Consider the following 16,282-nt stretch of genomic DNA (forward strand, 5'->3'; position numbering starts at 1 on the left):
TCTTGACGACCATAGAGCATTGGAACCACCTGATCCCATCCCGAACTCAGTAGTGAAACGATGTATCGCCGATGGTAGTGTGGGGTTTCCCCATGTGAGAGTAGGTCATCGTCAAGATTGAATTCCAGAAACCCTCATCGCTTACGCGTTGAGGGTTTTTGTTTGTCTGGGGTTTATTGTTCGATGTGCGTTCCCTGCCTGACTCACTCCGCTGCAATGCAGCCAGAGACTCCGCGAGGTTTAGTGGAACGCCCCCATCCCTGCCAGTCTGCTGCCGGGTCGCAGGTGGAAGCTGCGCAGCACCGGCAGGCTTCCGTCTGACTGACGCGGCGCATCCCACCCCGTATCGGAGACATCCCCAAAGTCTGCATCGGTTACCGGCGTTGGCAATGTCCAGGAGTTGTGTGCCATATCCAGTCCTTCGGTGTTAACGGTCAAGCGTCCCTTGTAAGCGATGTTGTTGGACAGGTTGCCGAGAGGGATCAGCGAACCATCCGGGGCGATACCTGCCATGTTGTAGTTCACGCCATTTGCAAAAGCCGTGTTGTTGATGAAGTCCAGTGCCAGGGTATGGTGATTGGCATAGAAACCAGCGGACTTATTGTCAAAGGCAACTGAGTTACGGACGATGTGTTTCACGCCGTCAGGCACATACTTGCCACCGTATCCACCGGCTTTGATGCCATTGCCGTTACCTGCTTCAAGTTTTGTGCGCGTGCCAGGCAGGTAACCTTGCTGCCATGCCCATGAGCTTTCGATGGTGACTGGCGAGAAGGCATTGATCAGGTCAAAGCCGTCGTCGGAATTGGCCCACGCTCTGCAACCGCGGAATACATTGCCAGGATGGCCCGCCTTGATATGCGCGCCGAAGCCGTCTGCACTCTGACCTGCGCCGTTTGAGGTGTAAGGATCGTAGTTGTGGTGGGAGTCGGTATTCAGTACCAGGTTATAGCCGCCGTTCTGAATGAACAGGCCGGGTCCCATGTTGTGATGCAGATTGAGTTGCTCGAAGGTATTGTGGCTGCCGCTGTTCCAGATGCCCCATGACTCGTGGTTGAGATGGTTTTCCGGTTGTTGCGGCACGCCGGTCACCTCCAGCCCCTTCAGGTGTAGCCAGCTACCGGTAACGTTGAAGCCTTTGACGCGACAATCGTCTTTCATGGCCGAGAAATCGAAAACCGGTGTTTCGCCTGGATAGGCCCAGTAGCGTATAGGTTTGTTTTCGCTGCCGCTGTTGTTCAGGGTGATGGCATTCACGGTGTCTGTACGGGTGGCGCAGCGGTTGATGCCGGCTGTGTAGGCATAGAGGCCGCCGCGAAAGTACACCGTGTCGCCGGCTTTTGCGGCTTGCTGTGCTTGCATGATGGTACGTAACGGTGCGCCTTTGCTACCCGCCGCGTGATCATCGCCATCGGGGGCCACGTAGTAGTCAGTTGCTTGCGCTGTTGCAGCACCGACCAGCAAGACCGTCAACAGTATCGTTCTCATGGGGTCACTCCAAGCCTGCCTGGTGTAATCGTATGCGTGTTTGCTGCACCTCATTATGAATTCGATGAATAAAGAGTCTGCTCGCCTGAGGCCTGCAACAGGGCCTTCTCAATTCAAAGACAATAAAAAAGGCCGCACTCACATGCGGCCTTCTGGTTACGTCAATCAGCCCTTAAGAGGCCAGTTCCGGAACCTCTGGTTTCACATCGTCACGACGCTGAATGTATTTCCAGTCCGCTTCATCAATGTAAATACCATTGGGTCCGCTGCCGCCTTCCAGGTCGATGGCGACGTGGGCCGAGACCTGTGGCTTCACACTGGCCAGAATTGGAACGAAGCCCAGTTGCAAACTCGTTTCCAGCAGGGCTGCCTGATTCTTCTCGTCGATATCTGCGGCTTCGTCGAGGTAGTAAGGCAAACGCACCCGACCGGCCTGATCGCGATCCATCAAGTGCAACAGCAGGTACATGTTGGTCAATGCCTTGATGGTCATCGTGGTGCCGTTGGAGGCTGCGCCATCGATATCGGTGTGGATAACCGGCTGGCCATTGACCTTGGTGATTTCGAAGGCCAGCTCGAACAGGTCTTTCAAGCCCAATTGGTTGTGGTTGGCAGCCACAAGCCGCGCCAGATATTCCTTGGCTTCTTCGTTCTTGTTGTCCTGCTCTGCGCTCTGGCTCAGGTCAAAGACCGACAGCGTTTCGCCTTCTTCGTACTGCCCGGCACTGTGGATGATCTGGTCAATGTGCTTGAGCGCTTCCTTGTTAGGGGCGAGCACGATACGGAAGCTTGCCAGGTTCGAGACCTGACGCTTGTTGATCTCGCGGTTGAACAGCGCCAGTTGATGCTCAAGACTGTCGTAGTCGCTACGGATGTTGCGCAGGGTACGTGCGATATCCGTGACCGCAGCGCGACGCGCCTTGCCCAGCGTAAGCGCTTCGTCGGTACGGTGCGCATAGGCATTGATCAATAACTGCAGACGACGCTCCATGTCGTCCTCGCTGTCGAACTTGGCCACACCCTTGAGGCGAACCTGTGCATACAGCGCTTCGATCTGCCCATCGCAGCGCAACAGACCCTGCCAACTGTCCTGATAGTCGTTGAGCAGCGGCAACAGGTTATCCATGGAATCATCGATAGGGTCCATGAACGGTGTGCCGAACGGCAGGTCTGCGGGCAGCAACTGACGGCGACGTAGCGCGTCGTCCAGCGTGCGTTGCTTGGATTCCATATCGCCGATCTGACGTGCGATCAATTGCAGCTTGGCGGACAGTTGCTGCACGCGTTCGGTAAACGCGTCACTGGAGCGTTTCAGTTCATCCTGAGCGGCTTCCATCTGCGCCAGTTCTTCCAGCTTGGTGGATTCCTCTGCGCTCAAGGTCTGGCAGCGGCGGAAGTCTTCAAGCGCCTTTTGCGCATCCAGCACCTGCTGATACAGCGCTTCGGTCTGGGTCTTGCTCGCCGAACGGTCGGCAGCGACAGCCTGCTGGGTTTTCAGTTGTTTGAGTTCTTTCTCCAGTCGCTCTTTCTGATCACGCAACGCGGCACGATCGGCCAGCGCCTGCAGGGCAGGAGGCTCGATGCTCGACAGGTTGATGGTCAGCCCCGGTACTGCAAACTGATCGCCCTTGAAGCCGTCCAGAATGGTCTCAAGCGACTTGACCCACGCATCGCCATCATCCAGCGCAATGCCTTGCTCACCCAGTGGCAAGCTGAACAGTGCGCTATTGAACAGACGCATCAGACGTTCCACGTCCGGCTGGGAAAACTCTTCACGCAGACGGGCATAACTGTTGTTGTCCGCATGATCAAGCTGTTGCTTGACCGACTTGAGGCGTTTTTCCAGATCGCGCAGGCGCTCGTCCAGGTCTTCGGCGCTGAACTGCCGGGACTGGGCCAGCGCACCGGCCAGCTCATCGTGAGCGTCCTTGGCGGCGAGCAGCTGTTGCTCCAGCACCTTGACGTCATCGACCAGCGCAAAACGATTCTTCAGTACCGACAGCTCGCCGACCCAGCGCTGGATGCTGCTGATCTCGCGCTCCAGGCGCATCAGCTCCTGAGTGCTGCTGCGCTGATCGTTCTGCATCTCATCCTGCTGGGCACGGTAATGCTCAGCCTGAATGACCAGCTCTTCCTTGCGCGCACCGGAGTAATCCGACCAGGTGCCGAGCAGTGAATCGAGGATCGGTGACAGACGATGCAGCTTGCCGCGCAACACATCGCGCTGCTTGACGCCAGCGGCCAGCGCCTCGACCAGAGGGCCGGCCAGCACCAGCGAGTTGTAGTCCTGTTCCATACGCCGCACATCGCGGAAGGCTTCTTCGCAGGCGGCAATATAGTCGACGCTGCCCGAACGCAGGCTGTGCTCGAAAGCATCCAGAAACAGCTGCTTGAGTTTGGCGGCGGTGATTTCACGCATGTGCAGCAGGTTGATGAACAGCGCGCGGAAGGTCTTGAGGCTCTGCTCGCTGGTGGAGCGCAGCGGGATCAAGGTCAGGTCCAGCGGAATCGACGTGTGGCCGCCGACCAGCAGACGGCGTAGTTCGTCAGGCTTCAGCTCGTAGGCTTTCAGGCCCTGGCTTTCCAGGTTGCTGAACAGCTCTTTCTGACGCAGGCAGGTGTCGTTCTTCTGGTAATGACCCAGATCCAGCTCGCCGGCATAGGCGAAGAACTGATGACCGAAGCCGCCACCCGGACCGCGACCCACGACACCGATGACATGTGGGCCGTGGGGCAGGGAAACTTCCACCAGAATGTAGCTGGTGTCGGAGGCGAAGTAGAAGCGCCGCGACTGCTCAAGGCTGTACTTGCCGAAGCTCATGTCCGACATGCGCGCCAGAATCGGAAATTGCAGGGCGTTGATCGAGGCGCTTTTGCCGAGGTTGTTCGCGCCATACACCGACAGCGGGTTTTCCAGCGGGAACAGGCCGAGGCTGTAACCGGCAGTGTTCAACAGGGCAAAGCGGCGGATGCCATAACGTTCCTGGCTCATGTGTCCATCTCCTGTCGTTGCTCATCGGCGATTGCCCGGGCCAGCGCCTCTTCCTCGGTCTCTTCGCCGAATTCAGCCAGGTCCAGCGGGTCATCGGTTTCCAGCAGCTTCTCGTCGCTGTCGTCATCGATGAGCACAGGCGTCGGCAGGGGCAGGGCGCTATGCAGGCTGGCTGCCAGATCGCGGTCCTGTTGCACCGACAGGCACACATCGAGAAAACGGTGCATCGGCGGCAGGAAGCGGTAGATACCCACTTCCTCACTGGCAAAGCCCAACTGCGTCATGCGGCGCATGATCTTTTCTTCAAGCTCTTCAGGGGTCTGTACTTCAGCCTGGAGAAACAGGTCGCGGTACTTTTCCAGCATCGAAGGCAGTTCGTCGCGGCCCAGGCTGCCACCGTCGAGCACCGACATGGGGTCACGGCCCTGATCTGCCAGGTGTTCAACGAGGATGAAGGTGAACAGCGCCAGACGCTGGGCGGTCTTGTTGACCTGTGCGGCAGCCAGTTCAGGCACGAAGTAATAAAAGCCACGCGTGTCGCAGACCAGTTCAAAGCCCAGTGCCTTGAACAGCGTACGGTACTGGTCCTGGCAGTTGGAGAGCTGGGCGTACAGCTCCGGATCGCGGCGGCTGATGTGATAGCCCTTGAACAGCTCGCGAAAGATCGGCGCGAGCTGGGACATTTCGGATAGATCAAGATGCATGAACGGTGCTCTCGGAATGCTCGGCCTGCTCGTCTTTTGCAGCGAGCAGGGCAAAGGAGCGCAGGCTGACGCGGTGCTCCCGGGTGAAATATTCGCGACGCTCGAGGCGTTCACGGGCGAAGCGCTTGTCTCGCGACAGGCGCGAGAACCAGTAGAGCAGCTCGTCGGTTTCGCCGGTCGGCTCCTGCTCCAGCAGCCAGACCATCAGGTCAGGCATCGGCAAGGCGTCTTCGCAGCGCTCGAGCATCTCCTTGACCGTACGCGGTGCGCGTGGCGCCTGGCCCTTGCGGGTGCCGCTGGCCTTGGGGAATCTCGCGGGTTTGGGTTCAAAGCGCGCCAGCGCATACACGTAGGCCTCGACCTGACTGGCACTGCCCAGGAACGTGCTTTGCGGACGGGTGAACATCGGCATGGCAGCCTGCGGCACCGCATCCAGTCCCTTGCGGCGAATGGCAGACAGGGCCAGCGCTGCGCCGCGTGTCACCGCGTTATGGCGACGCGCTTCTTCACGCAGTGGCAGCAGCAGCTCGCGCGCATGGCGCAAGGTCAGTTGGGCGCTGGTCTGCATTTCCAGAATGCGCGCGTGGGTACGCAGCAGCATGTCGTCGTCGACCAGGTGACCGAGACGTTGTTGCTCGGTCAGCAGGCGCAGCAGGACGTTCTCGACCTTGCGCACGCCCTGTTCGAACGCGCCATCCGCGTTGACCAGCTGAATCATCGGCTCGACGTATTCGTCCCACGTCGCCAGCACTTCGGCATAACGCTGGCGCAACGGGATCTGCCGGTCGCTGGTCTTGGCCCGGTCGGCCACGGCGACCAGCGCCTGTTCGTCGTTGGCGAGCTTCTTGAGTACGTCGCGCACGCGCATGTCCAGCAGCCGCAGCTGTCTGGCCAGGTCGTTGGCGTCGCGAACCTCGAATGCGTCCTGAATGTAGCCGGCCAGTCGCTCCAGGTGGCGCAGGTAGGCCTCGATTTCCAGGCACAGGCCCAGACGGTGCTCGCGGCGCAGGTACGACAGGAAGTCATGGATCTGTGCGTTGAGCTCGAAACGGTTCGGGCTTTTCGCGACGGGCACCAGAATGTCCAGACGGATCCACACGTCCAGCAGATTGGTGATGTCTTGCGGAGTGCTGTCCTGCTGCTGAGCGCCCAATTGCAGGCGCAGCTCGCTCAGGCTCAACGTACCCTGGTCGAAATGTTCGCATAAGGGCTCAAGAAGCGCCCAATGCTCGGCAAGGGCGCGCAGAACGCGCTTGGGTTCGATCATCGTTAGGCCGACTGTTGGCAAGTGAAAAGCGGCAATTGTACTGCATCAGCCGACTGATATTTCACCTGCGGGCGATATGCTGCAGCGCAAAAAGGCGAACAACGCTAGAATTGCGCGCTTAACTTATCCACAGGTGGCTGACCCTTGCTCAACGAGTCCCGTCGCCGCGCTTATTTGACTGCCATGCAGGTGGTCAACTGGCTGCCGCGCACAGAACTGCCATTCGCCGCGCCGTCGCGTCCGCAACTGCTTGTGCCGTTGCCGCCGCCGGTCGAGGTGCAACGTGTCGCGCCTGCTGCTTCGCCAGCGGAGCACGCTGCGCCTGCCGAAACGTCGAACGTCGAGCCGATTGCCCGGCAGCCCGAGCGCCCGAGGGTCGAGGTGCCGCGCCCTTCACTGGCCAGCACGCGCACAGCGCCCCCGGCCGCCGAAGAAGCCGAGCCGGCGCCGCCCAAGGCGCCGGTGGTACCGCCACCGCGCTTTGCCCTGCAATTGTTGCGCGCCGGACGCTGCCTGTTACTGGTCGAACTGACCACCGGTCAACCGTTTCAGAGCCGTGATCCTTCCTACCTGCTGCTCAAGGACATGCTGCGCGCCGCCGGTCTGCCCGACAGCCCGCAGATCATCGGCGAGCCCGTGCGCTGGCCGTTGCTGGTCCGCGGCCAGATGGACCAGGGCCCGGAAGCGGCGCGTGATTTCGTGCAGGGCTTCGTCGGCGCGCGGCTCGAGGACGAGCCCTGCGCCTGCCTGTGGCTGATCGGTCTGCCGTCGATGAAATACGCCGGTGAAGCCGATGCCGAGTCTTACCACCGTGAACTGCAGATCGAGGGTCTGGGCACTGCCTGGGCGCTGCCAGGTCTTGAATTACTGATGGACGAGCCTGAGCGCAAGGCGGATGTCTGGAAAGCCATGCGTCGGCTGATGACGCGCTGGAAATCGATCGATGAGTGATGCCGTAACCTTCCGCCGCATGACCGAAGCCGACATGGACGCGGTGCTGAAAATCGAATACGCGGCGTTCAGTCATCCTTGGACACGCGGCATCTTTCTCGACGGGCTAAAGTCCTACGAGATCTGGCTGTTGTTCGAGGGCGCGCAGCAGGTCGGGCACGGCGTCATTCAGGTCATCATCGACGAAGCGCACCTGCTCAACATCACGGTCAAACCTGAAAACCAGGGGCGTGGTCTTGGCCTGTTGCTGCTCGACCACCTGATGAAACGCGCTTACCAGCTCAATGCACGGGAATGCTTTCTGGAGGTGCGTGACAGCAACCGTCCAGCCTATCGTCTGTATGAAAACTACGGTTTCAACGAGATAGGCCGGCGTCGCGATTACTACCCGGCGGTCGGCGGCCGTGAAGACGCAGTGGTCATGGCCTGCACGCTTTTCGAGTAGTACGGCGCTGTCAGCGCTGGGTGTTGCCGTCCAGCGGTTCGACAATGGCCAGTTCTTCTTCGTCCAGGCCGTTGCCACCGCCAATGTCATCTTCATCGACAACCGTAACGTCCAGGTCGGCCGGGACGTCTTCGCCTGGCTCGTTCGGTGAGCGAGCGCCGTCTTCATGGATCAGGGTTTCCGGAGACAGATCATCGTCAGTCGAATGATGGTCATCCGTGGAAGCCCCCGTCAGGCCTGCCTCACGCACGCGTTGATCCGGAATTTCATGTTGCAGCTCGCCTTCAGGGATAAGATCGCCGATACGGCCCGGTTCTTCCTCGTCGAAATCGAGTGTTTCCATGGAGCCCATGCGGTCTTCGTTATCGTCGATGGGTTCCGGTTCGGTGGCACCGAACGGACGGCGTGAATCATTCATGGGAAATCCTCATTTCAGGTGGTCGTAAAAAGTGGACCGGCCATGACTTTGAAGATTCCTTTTTTGTTGACCGTGACTTGAAGGATCTGACACCAGTCCAAGGCTGGGCATCATTATCGAGGCGTCAAAGCATGAACGAGCTACAAGACCTGATTGATAACAATGCACGCTGGGCCGATGCGATAAAGCAGGAAGATCCTGAGTTCTTCGCCAAACTGGCCCGCCAGCAAACCCCTGAGTTCCTGTGGATCGGTTGCTCCGATGCACGCGTGCCGGCCAACGAAATCGTCGGCATGCTGCCGGGTGATCTGTTCGTGCACCGCAACGTGGCCAACGTCGTGCTGCATACCGACCTGAATTGCCTGTCAGTGATTCAGTACGCAGTGGACGTATTGAAGGTCAAACACATTCTGGTCACAGGCCACTACGGTTGCGGTGGTGTGCGGGCGTCCATGCAGGACCGCCAGTTCGGCCTGATCGACGGCTGGTTGCGCACGATTCGTGACCTGTATTACGAAAACCGCGAGTTGCTGGCCAAGCTGCCGACCGAGGAAGAGCGCGTCGACCGCCTGTGTGAGTTGAACGTGATTCAGCAAGTGGCCAACGTCGGTCACACCAGCATTGTGCAGAACGCCTGGCACCGTGGGCAGAGCCTGTCCGTGCATGGCTGCATCTATGGCATCAAGGATGGCCGCTGGAAAAGCCTCGACGTGACCATCAGTGGTTTCGAGCAATTGCCCCCGCAGTACCGTCTGCGTCCGCAGGACTGACAGCTGCTTATCGTCAGCCAGCCTGTGGCGCAGGCTGGCTGGCGAGTTTCAACCCATCACAGCACGAAACGCTGCACCATCAGGTTCAGATCAGTCGCCAGCATCGACAGTGCGTTACTCGCGACGGTGGTCTGCTGCGCGCCCGATGCGGTCTGGCTGGACAGGTCGCGAATACTGCTCAGGTTGCGGTCCACTTCAGTCGCCACTTGGGCCTGCTGCTCTGCGGCACTGGCAATCAGCAGGTTGCGGTCGTTGATGGTGGCGGTTGACTGGATGATCACTTGCAAGGCTTCGCCGGTCGAGGCGGCCTGTTCCATTGTCAGATTGGCCTGGGTCGCCGTGTGGCGCAGCGAGCTGGCGGTTTGTTGGGTGCTTTGCTGCACGCCGCTGATCAGCCCTTCGATTTCCGCGGTGGATGCACTGGTGCGCTGCGCCAGTGAGCGGACTTCATCGGCCACCACGGCAAAGCCTCGCCCGGCTTCGCCTGCACGAGCCGCTTCGATAGCCGCGTTCAGCGCCAGCAGGTTGGTCTGATTGGCGATTGCGCGAATCACATCGAGGATGCTGCTGATGCTCTGGGTACGTTCGGCCAGCCCTTCAGCCTGATGCGACGAATCCAGCACATTCTCGGTCAACTCCTTGATCGACAGAATGGTTGCCGACAGCTTTTCCTGCCCTTGTGCCGCCGCCTGGGTCGACGCCTCTGACTCGGTCACGGTATTGCTGGCGTTGCCTGCCACTTCGATGGCCGCCTGGCTCATCTGATTGACCGCGACAGCGGCCTGCTCGATTTCAGTGTTCTGCAGCTGCAGATTGAGCGCACTGGCTTCGGCGATGCTGCCCATTTCCTGAACCGACTGCGACAACTGCGTCGCCGCTGCGTAGATCTGGTCGATCGTACTGTGCAGGTTGGTACGCATGCGCCCGAGCGTGATCAATAATTGTGCGGTCTCGTCCTTGCCGTCCGGTATCGGGTGTTCGCTCAGGTCACCATCGGCAATGGTGCTGGCGATGTGTAACGCCTGCCGCACCGGATGGATGATGCTGACGCTCAGGCGCCAGGCCAGCAACAGGGTCAGTACCAAAACCAGGCCGATGGCGCTCAGCGCGATGATCCGGGTCTGTTCATAGCTGGCACCTGCGGCCTCTACAGCGGCGGCCGCACTCTGCTTGTTCAGTTCGCGCAACAGCTGCACCTGCATGTCCATCAGGTCACCCTGCAGCGAGAGCACGGTGTTGGCCAGCGTCCTGGCCTCGTCCAGCTTGTTCTGCTCGATCAGCGCGATCTGATCCTGCAAGCCGGGCATGAAGGCCTTGTAGGCATCCTGCAACGCGACAATCGAGTCATGCTCAGTGCCCGACTGAACACGCGCCAGGTATTCCGAGAAGCCTTTCTCGACCTCGTTCCTGAGTTGTTCGACATTGATCTTGCTGTTGATAACGGCACCCGGATCGTCGGCGTTGGCGATCAGACGGGTGGTTTCGCTGCGCAGTTTGACCAGGCCGATAGCGATGGCATCGGCGGTGGCGATACTGGGCAGGGCGCCGCTCTCGACCGCCTCGCCCTGGGTGCGGATAGCCTGCATCTGCAACAGGCAGAATACGCCAAGCGCGACCATCAGCAGGGAGGTTATAGCGAAGCAGATCACCAGGCGCAGCGTGATTTTGAAGCGGCGCAAGAGTGTTGGCGTTGTGGCTTGCCGACGTAGGAAACGAGGCAGAAATCTTTTCACGGCACACAACCCCTATAAACACACGGACCTTCTCGGAGAGCCGTTTATAGGGCAATTGTGTGATGTCTTTATGACATCTACTGAATGATGGGTAGGCAGCCGACGATTCATGGCTGAGGGGTCGCAACTTCCTCCATCAGCTCATCCAGGAAGCGCTTGAGCCGGTGGTGCCGGACTTTCGCCAGCTGTGCGCCGGTATCGGTCTGAAAACCGTCAGCCAGGTGCAGCAGCTTGGTGTGGAAATGATCGACGGCGAAATTCAGGTCGTCATAGGGGCGCCGGCTGGCATGCGGGTCATACGGGTCGTAGAGCGCTTTGCCGAGCCGCCCTGATACGTAAAAGGTGCGTGCCGCACCGATCATGCCCAGCGAGTCGAGACGGTCGGCGTCCTGCAGTATTCTGGCCTCGAGGGTCAAGGGGGTGATCGCCGCCGAGAAGCTGTGCGCTTCAATGGCGTGGGCGACGGAGGCGATGCTTTGTTCATCCCAACCCATCTCGGTCAATAATTCGCTGGCCCGCGCCGCCGCCAGTCGCGATGCGCTGGCGCGAAACGGCGAGTCTTTCTCGACCGAAACGCAATCATGCAGCAGCGTCGCGGCAATCAGGACGCGGGCATCGCCGCCTTCACGGTCACGAATGGCGCAGACGTTCTTCCAGACACGCAGCAAATGCGAGACATCGTGCGAGCCGTCGATTTTCTCTGCATGAGTGTGGGGTATCAGCAGGTTGGCCAGATCCTCGAAGGGGGTGAAGCTGGCGGCGGTCATGCGGTGGTCCTCGGGCGTCTGGTCAGGCATCAGCATTACAGACAATGCCGCCCGATAAAACCCTGTCACTGATCAAGAATATGGCTGATCTGGCCGACAAGCAGCCCCGCACCCCGGGCGTTGAGGTGGTTGAAGTCCTTGTAGTACGAATGCAGGTCGCCGATCAGGCATTGCCTGTCCTTGCAGAACGCGTCATCCAGCGTGATCAGGCTGATGTGTTTCGATTGGCTGGCACGCAGGAACAGCTGGCGGGTGAAACGCTGCAACAGGTCGTGTTTGTCCATCGGCACCGACAGTTCGCTGACCCGCTTCAATGCCTGCTCATCGCTGTCCGAAGCGTCGCGCGCCAAGCGATAGTAGAGACTTTCAGGGTTGATCATTTGCTGCGGCACCTGCGCAACGATGAACACCTCGGCGCCGATACTGCGGTAGGCCTCGATCGTGTGTTCAAGGGCCTGGCTGAATACCCTGCGCGAGGTTTCCCGGCTTTTCTGCGGATCGGTGCGCGAGGTCAGGAAATACTTGCTCATCGTCCTCTCGCTGTAGTCGTCGCCGGTATACAGCGTCCAGCGCGCCACCAGCACGACCTTTTTGATCCGCTGCCGCTTCACGTAGTCGAATTCCCGATCGGCCAGCGCTTCGCAGACCCCGGCAGCGTAGTTGCCGTTGGCCACGTCCACGCCGAGCAAGGGCAGGCAGCCGCCCAGACCGATGTGCGCGAGGGTTCTGCCCTGATCCCGGGCGGCGGCGTCGAACGTCGATAACAGCGCTTCAGAATGGCTGTCGCCGAACAGCGCCATGTCCGGCGCGGCCTGATCGTCAGCGAGTCCGAACAGGCAAAAATCGACTTTGCCGCCTTTGCCGGCCAGTGGCTGGTCGCATTTGTCGCGTATCAACGGGTCGGCGAATGCCTGATGCAACTCCGGATCGACGGCGAAACGCTGGGGAAAGCCGTTATTCACATAGCCGAGCAGCCCCAGCGCGACAAAGAATGTGGAGGCGGCGCCTGCCGTGGTGAAAATCTGACCGCGATTGAAGGTGCCGGCCTTGCGAAACGGCTGCTCGACGAAACGCCAGCTCAGCCAGGCCAGCACCAGAGACACAAGGGTAAGCGCCAGCATGAACGGCAGGCCCGGCTCAGTCAGGTTGTACTGGCGGGCAAAGGCAAAGACGGGCTGATGCCACAGGTAGGCGCTGTAGCTGAGCATACCGATCGCGACGGGCACACGTGAACTCAGCGCTCTTCCAACCCAAGTCTTGCCATGGGCGAAGACGATGATCAACACCGCGCCCAGTACGGGCACCAGTGCATTAAGGCCGGGGAAGGGCGTGCTGCTGTCGAAACCGACCACGGCATAACCGATCAGCAAAAGCCCCAGTAAAGTCGCCGCCTGATCTACAACGCTCGCGCGCCCGATGCTGCGCGGCCGCCAGGCAAAGTAGAAGGCGATAAACGAGCCCGCCAGCAATTCCCAGGCGCGTGCCGGCAGCAGATAAAACGCGTTGCTGGCGTCTTGATGGGCGCCCAGTTGCGCGAGCGCCAGGCTGGCCAGGGCGACGACCATCAGCAGCACGATCAACCTCTTGCGGCCCAGGCCCCAGGCCAGCATCAAGAGCAGTGGGAAGAACAGGTAGTACTGCTCCTCCACCGCGAGCGTCCAGGTGTGCAACAGCGGTTTGAGTTCTGCCGTGGCGTCGAAATAGCCGCTTTCCAGCCAGAACAGCACGTTGGATGAAAAGGTCGGCACCGCCACCAGACTCTTGGCGAAGTATTTCAGGTCCGACGGATCGAGCGTCAACCACGCGACAGGCAGGCAGATCAGCATCACCACGAATAGCGCAGGCAGGATGCGTCGCGCGCGTCGTTCATAAAAGTTGATCAGCGAGAACCGGCCTCTGATCTTCTCCGCGAGGATGATCGAAGTGATCAGATAGCCGGAGATCACAAAAAAGATGTCGACGCCCACGAATCCGCCGCTGAACAGCGGCATGCCCGCGTGGAACAGAATGACCGGGATGACCGCGAGCGCGCGCAGGCCATCGATCTCGGGTCGATAGCCGAGTGCCGGGTTGTGAGGGATGCCCATGTGATGTGCTCATGCAGTAAGTGGCAAGAGACGGTAAATGCACGCTGCAATAGCTACCGCCAACGCGAGGCGCAGGGGTCGTGTAGTGAGAGGAAGAAGAGGCGTTGCCAGACAGAGCGTGCTGTATTTTTTTAGTTCAGGTCTTCGCTTCTGTCCAATGACTGAAGCAGGTTTATGACGACAGATCAGTCTCTTCCCACCTGAAACAGGAAAAGCCCCTTATAATGCATGGTTTTACCCCTCCTCGATGCGAGAACCATTGTGAGCTTACCGTCCTGCCCGAAATGCAATTCCGAATACACCTACGAAGACGGCAGCCTGCTGATCTGCCCGGAATGCGCCCATGAATGGTCTGCCGACGCCGCTGGCACCGATGCGTCCGACGAGGTGAAAGTCATCAAGGACTCAACGGGCAACGTGCTGCAGGACGGCGATACCATCACCGTGATCAAGGACCTGAAAGTCAAAGGCTCCTCGCTGGTGGTCAAGGTCGGCACCAAGGTCAAGAACATCCGCCTGGTCGATGGCGACCATGACATCGACTGCAAGATCGACGGCATCGGCGCGATGAAGCTGAAGTCGGAGTTCGTCCGCAAGGTTTGATTCTGCCGGGTAATGGCTTTAGCCTGAACGCCTCGCCGGTCCTTCGACTGGCGAGGCGTTCATGTTTCCGGGCGCGCCAAGGCTGTTTTTCCTGAACAGGTGAATACTGTGCCGAAAACCCCCGCCCCCTATCTGAAGCCCGATGAATGTGTCGTGCTGTTCGATGGCGTCTGCAAGCTGTGCAATGGCGTGGTGAAGTTTCTGATTCGCCATGACCCGCATCAACGTCTGCGCTTGGCCGCAGTGCAGTCGGAACAAGGTCAGGCATTGCTGAAGTGGGCCGGGCTGCCACTGGACGATTTTCATACCATCGCGGTCATCGTCAACAATCGGGTGTTCGTGCGCTCGGATGCCTTTCTGCACATCATGGGGCTGTTGCCTGCGCCGTGGCCGCTGCTCAAGGTGCTGGGGATTTTTCCACGCTTTCTGCGGGACTGGGCCTACAACCGCATCGCGCTCAACCGATATCGCCTGTTCGGGCGCTATGATCACTGCCTGTTGCCATCACCCGAGGACCGGCAGCGCTTCCTGGGTGACTGACGACCGGCGGTCATTTGTAAAGTCTGTCAGGCACGCACGGGTTGTGATCCACTCTGGCGGTCCGTAGAATTCGAGTCATCTGGCTTCACTCCCCATATCCACAATAATCCACTTTGCACACTGCGCCCGATTCAGAAGGTCGAGCGGAGCGTTTTTGCGTTGGTTTTTCAGTGGGGCGAGCCGCGGTTTTGCATACAGGTGTCAGGCGTGGTGTTCATGCGTGGCGATCGGCCTTCGGGTCGGAACATTTTCAGGGCGTTGTGATTCTTGATAACTTCACCTCCAAACGAGCAGGCAGGTAGCTGGCTTGGCGTATTCGCGCTGGCCTTGGCGGCCTTCATTTTCAATACCACCGAGTTCGTGCCGATCGGTCTGCTGAGTAACATTGGCCAGAGCTTCGAAATGACCCCGGCCCAGGTCGGGCTGATGCTCACGATCTATGCCTGGGTCGTGTCGCTGATGTCGTTGCCGATGATGCTGGCGACGCGCAACATCGAGCGCCGCAAGTTGCTGATGTTCGTGTTCGGCCTGTTCGTGGTCAGCCACGTCCTTTCCGCGATTGCCCCCAGCTTCGCGATCCTGCTGGTAAGCCGGGTCGGTATCGCGTTTGCACATGCGGTGTTCTGGTCGGTCACGGCGTCGCTGGCCGTGCGCATCGCACCGCCCGGCAAGCAGGTTCAGGCGCTGGGCCTGCTGGCAACCGGTACGTCGCTGGCGATGGTATTGGGTATTCCGCTGGGCCGCGTGCTGGGTGAAGCCCTGGGCTGGCGCACCACCTTTCTGGGCATCGCCGCTATCGCTGCGCTGGTAGTCTTCCTGCTGGTTCGCGCGCTGCCTTTGCTGCCCAGTCAGAACTCAGGCTCGTTGCGCAGCCTGCCGATCCTGTTCAAGCGCCCACGGCTGATGGCGATCTACCTGCTGACCGCCATCGTGGTGACCGCTCATTTCACCGCCTACAGCTATATCGAGCCGTTCACTCAGACCGTGTCCCTGCTCAGCGGCGAAATGACCACGATCCTGCTGCTGGTCTTTGGCGGGGCCGGGATCATGGGCTCGATCATCTTCAGCCTGTTCAGCGATCGCTTCCCCAACGGGCTGTTGATCACCGCCATTGGCACGCTGACCCTGTGCCTGCTGATGCTGTTGCCGCTCTCCGGTGATGCCGTGACGCTCGGCACGCTGACCATTATCTGGGGCATGGCGATCATGTGCTTCGGCCTGACCTTGCAGGCGCGCGTACTGTCGCTGGCACCCGATGCGACCGATGTGGCGATGGCGCTGTTCTCGGGCATCTTCAATATCGGTATCGGCGGCGGCGCGCTGCTCGGCAGCGTGGTCAGCAGCCATCTCGGGGTTGCCAATGTCGGCATCGTCGGCGGCCTGCTGGCCCTCGGGGGGCTGGGGTTGTGCTGCTATACAACGCATCACTTCGGCAAGGTGCGGCCTGCTGCCGAGATGCAGGCCGAGAGCAAATAGGGCACGCATAAAAAAGCTCGCTGACGCGCAATGCGTTCAGC

The 16,282-nt window shown here is 59.8% G+C and carries 14 protein-coding genes, 1 rRNA gene and 1 pseudogene; 7 read left to right on the forward strand and 9 right to left on the reverse strand.

Translation table 11 applies throughout. The features are described 5' to 3' along the window. Position 1 precedes the first annotated feature (1 nt). Positions 2 to 117, forward strand: a 5S ribosomal RNA gene (gene rrf / locus KUIN1_RS04675). A 123-nt stretch (positions 118 to 240) separates the two neighbouring features. Here the strand turns inward: rrf and KUIN1_RS04680 are convergent. The 4 genes from KUIN1_RS04680 to mksB form a co-directional block, all read right to left on the reverse strand. Continuing rightward, entirely contained in the window at positions 241 to 1,488 is a 1,248-nt protein-coding gene (locus tag KUIN1_RS04680) for a right-handed parallel beta-helix repeat-containing protein (protein ID WP_116886586.1), read from the reverse strand. Between the two features lie 172 nt (positions 1,489 to 1,660). Further along, on the reverse strand, positions 1,661 to 4,480 hold the full coding sequence (mksF, locus tag KUIN1_RS04685) for an Mks condensin complex protein MksF (RefSeq protein WP_011266671.1): 2,820 nt from the start codon (positions 4,478 to 4,480) through the stop codon (positions 1,661 to 1,663). After that, positions 4,477 to 5,184, reverse strand: coding sequence for an Mks condensin complex protein MksE (gene mksE, locus KUIN1_RS04690; RefSeq protein ID WP_003319438.1), 708 nt, complete (start codon positions 5,182 to 5,184; stop codon positions 4,477 to 4,479). The genes mksF and mksE overlap by 4 nt, the downstream gene beginning before the upstream one ends. Next, positions 5,174 to 6,451, reverse strand: coding sequence for an Mks condensin complex protein MksB (gene mksB / locus KUIN1_RS04695; protein ID WP_003404706.1), 1,278 nt, complete (start codon positions 6,449 to 6,451; stop codon positions 5,174 to 5,176). Before mksB ends, mksE begins: the two co-directional genes overlap by 11 nt. Before the next feature lie 144 nt (positions 6,452 to 6,595). On the opposite strand from mksB, the gene KUIN1_RS04700 reads away from it, so the two are divergent. Together KUIN1_RS04700 and rimI are read left to right on the forward strand one after the other, a co-directional pair. Continuing rightward, positions 6,596 to 7,402, forward strand: a complete 807-nt coding sequence (locus KUIN1_RS04700) for a hypothetical protein (RefSeq protein WP_024640209.1) — start codon at positions 6,596 to 6,598, stop codon at positions 7,400 to 7,402. Further along, positions 7,395 to 7,847 carry a ribosomal protein S18-alanine N-acetyltransferase gene (gene rimI / locus KUIN1_RS04705; RefSeq protein ID WP_103715113.1) on the forward strand — a complete coding sequence of 151 codons (453 nt, stop codon included), beginning with the start codon at positions 7,395 to 7,397 and terminating at the stop codon, positions 7,845 to 7,847. The genes KUIN1_RS04700 and rimI overlap by 8 nt, the downstream gene beginning before the upstream one ends. A gap of 10 nt (positions 7,848 to 7,857) precedes the next feature. Here the strand turns inward: rimI and KUIN1_RS04710 are convergent, their stop codons facing one another. Next, complete coding sequence (locus tag KUIN1_RS04710) at positions 7,858 to 8,265, reverse strand: hypothetical protein (RefSeq protein ID WP_003404712.1); 408 nt, start codon at positions 8,263 to 8,265, stop codon at positions 7,858 to 7,860. 131 nt (positions 8,266 to 8,396) lie between these two features. On the opposite strand from KUIN1_RS04710, the gene can reads away from it, so the two are divergent. Continuing rightward, entirely contained in the window at positions 8,397 to 9,035 is a 639-nt protein-coding gene (can, locus tag KUIN1_RS04715; RefSeq protein ID WP_003345939.1) for a carbonate dehydratase, read from the forward strand. A gap of 56 nt (positions 9,036 to 9,091) precedes the next feature. On the opposite strand, the gene KUIN1_RS28485 is transcribed toward can, so the two are convergent. The 4 genes and pseudogenes from KUIN1_RS28485 to KUIN1_RS04730 all read right to left on the reverse strand — a co-directional run bounded on the left by KUIN1_RS28485 (position 9,092) and on the right by KUIN1_RS04730 (position 13,622). Further along, positions 9,092 to 9,955 (reverse strand): methyl-accepting chemotaxis protein, encoded by an 864-nt coding sequence (locus KUIN1_RS28485; RefSeq protein WP_370661176.1) that lies wholly within the window; start codon positions 9,953 to 9,955, stop codon positions 9,092 to 9,094. After that, positions 9,950 to 10,768, reverse strand: a pseudogene (locus KUIN1_RS28490) (MCP four helix bundle domain-containing protein); the annotation flags it as partial. The gene KUIN1_RS28485 and the pseudogene KUIN1_RS28490, both read right to left, overlap by 6 nt. 107 nt (positions 10,769 to 10,875) lie before the next feature. Beyond that, positions 10,876 to 11,535, reverse strand: a complete 660-nt coding sequence (locus KUIN1_RS04725; protein WP_152091856.1) for an HD domain-containing protein — start codon at positions 11,533 to 11,535, stop codon at positions 10,876 to 10,878. Positions 11,536 to 11,600: 65 nt separating this feature from the next. Next, positions 11,601 to 13,622 carry an acyltransferase family protein gene (locus tag KUIN1_RS04730; protein ID WP_103715107.1) on the reverse strand — a complete coding sequence of 674 codons (2,022 nt, stop codon included), beginning with the start codon at positions 13,620 to 13,622 and terminating at the stop codon, positions 11,601 to 11,603. Positions 13,623 to 13,880: 258 nt separating this feature from the next. Here KUIN1_RS04730 and KUIN1_RS04735 point away from each other — a divergent pair, with 258 nt between their 5' ends. From KUIN1_RS04735 to KUIN1_RS04745, 3 genes are all read left to right on the forward strand, one after another. Then, the gene (locus KUIN1_RS04735) at positions 13,881 to 14,225 is read left to right on the forward strand and encodes a zinc ribbon domain-containing protein YjdM (RefSeq protein ID WP_032607348.1); all 345 of its coding nucleotides are present in this window, start codon (positions 13,881 to 13,883) and stop codon (positions 14,223 to 14,225) included. A 108-nt stretch (positions 14,226 to 14,333) separates the two neighbouring features. Continuing rightward, positions 14,334 to 14,765 carry a thiol-disulfide oxidoreductase DCC family protein gene (locus KUIN1_RS04740; RefSeq protein WP_003404728.1) on the forward strand — a complete coding sequence of 144 codons (432 nt, stop codon included), beginning with the start codon at positions 14,334 to 14,336 and terminating at the stop codon, positions 14,763 to 14,765. Positions 14,766 to 15,032: 267 nt separating this feature from the next. Further along, positions 15,033 to 16,241, forward strand: a complete 1,209-nt coding sequence (locus KUIN1_RS04745) for a sugar transporter (protein WP_003404729.1) — start codon at positions 15,033 to 15,035, stop codon at positions 16,239 to 16,241. Positions 16,242 to 16,282 lie beyond the last annotated feature (41 nt).

Origin of the sequence: Pseudomonas sp. KUIN-1 (genome assembly GCF_009176725.1) — a bacterium.
Taxonomy (GTDB): domain Bacteria; phylum Pseudomonadota; class Gammaproteobacteria; order Pseudomonadales; family Pseudomonadaceae; genus Aquipseudomonas; species Aquipseudomonas fragariae.

Coding starts and splice junctions, on each gene's coding strand:
- mksE (WP_003319438.1), bottom strand. CDS start 5,184: ATGCATCTTGATCTATCCGAAATGTCCCAGCTCGCGCCGATCTTTCGC.
- mksF (WP_011266671.1), bottom strand. CDS start 4,480: ATGAGCCAGGAACGTTATGGCATCCGCCGCTTTGCCCTGTTGAACACT.
- rimI (WP_103715113.1), top strand. CDS start 7,395: ATGAGTGATGCCGTAACCTTCCGCCGCATGACCGAAGCCGACATGGAC.
- KUIN1_RS04710 (WP_003404712.1), bottom strand. CDS start 8,265: ATGAATGATTCACGCCGTCCGTTCGGTGCCACCGAACCGGAACCCATC.
- KUIN1_RS04680 (WP_116886586.1), bottom strand. CDS start 1,488: ATGAGAACGATACTGTTGACGGTCTTGCTGGTCGGTGCTGCAACAGCG.
- can (WP_003345939.1), top strand. CDS start 8,397: ATGAACGAGCTACAAGACCTGATTGATAACAATGCACGCTGGGCCGAT.
- mksB (WP_003404706.1), bottom strand. CDS start 6,451: ATGATCGAACCCAAGCGCGTTCTGCGCGCCCTTGCCGAGCATTGGGCG.
- KUIN1_RS28485 (WP_370661176.1), bottom strand. CDS start 9,955: ATGCGTACCAACCTGCACAGTACGATCGACCAGATCTACGCAGCGGCG.
- KUIN1_RS04725 (WP_152091856.1), bottom strand. CDS start 11,535: ATGACCGCCGCCAGCTTCACCCCCTTCGAGGATCTGGCCAACCTGCTG.
- KUIN1_RS04730 (WP_103715107.1), bottom strand. CDS start 13,622: ATGGGCATCCCTCACAACCCGGCACTCGGCTATCGACCCGAGATCGAT.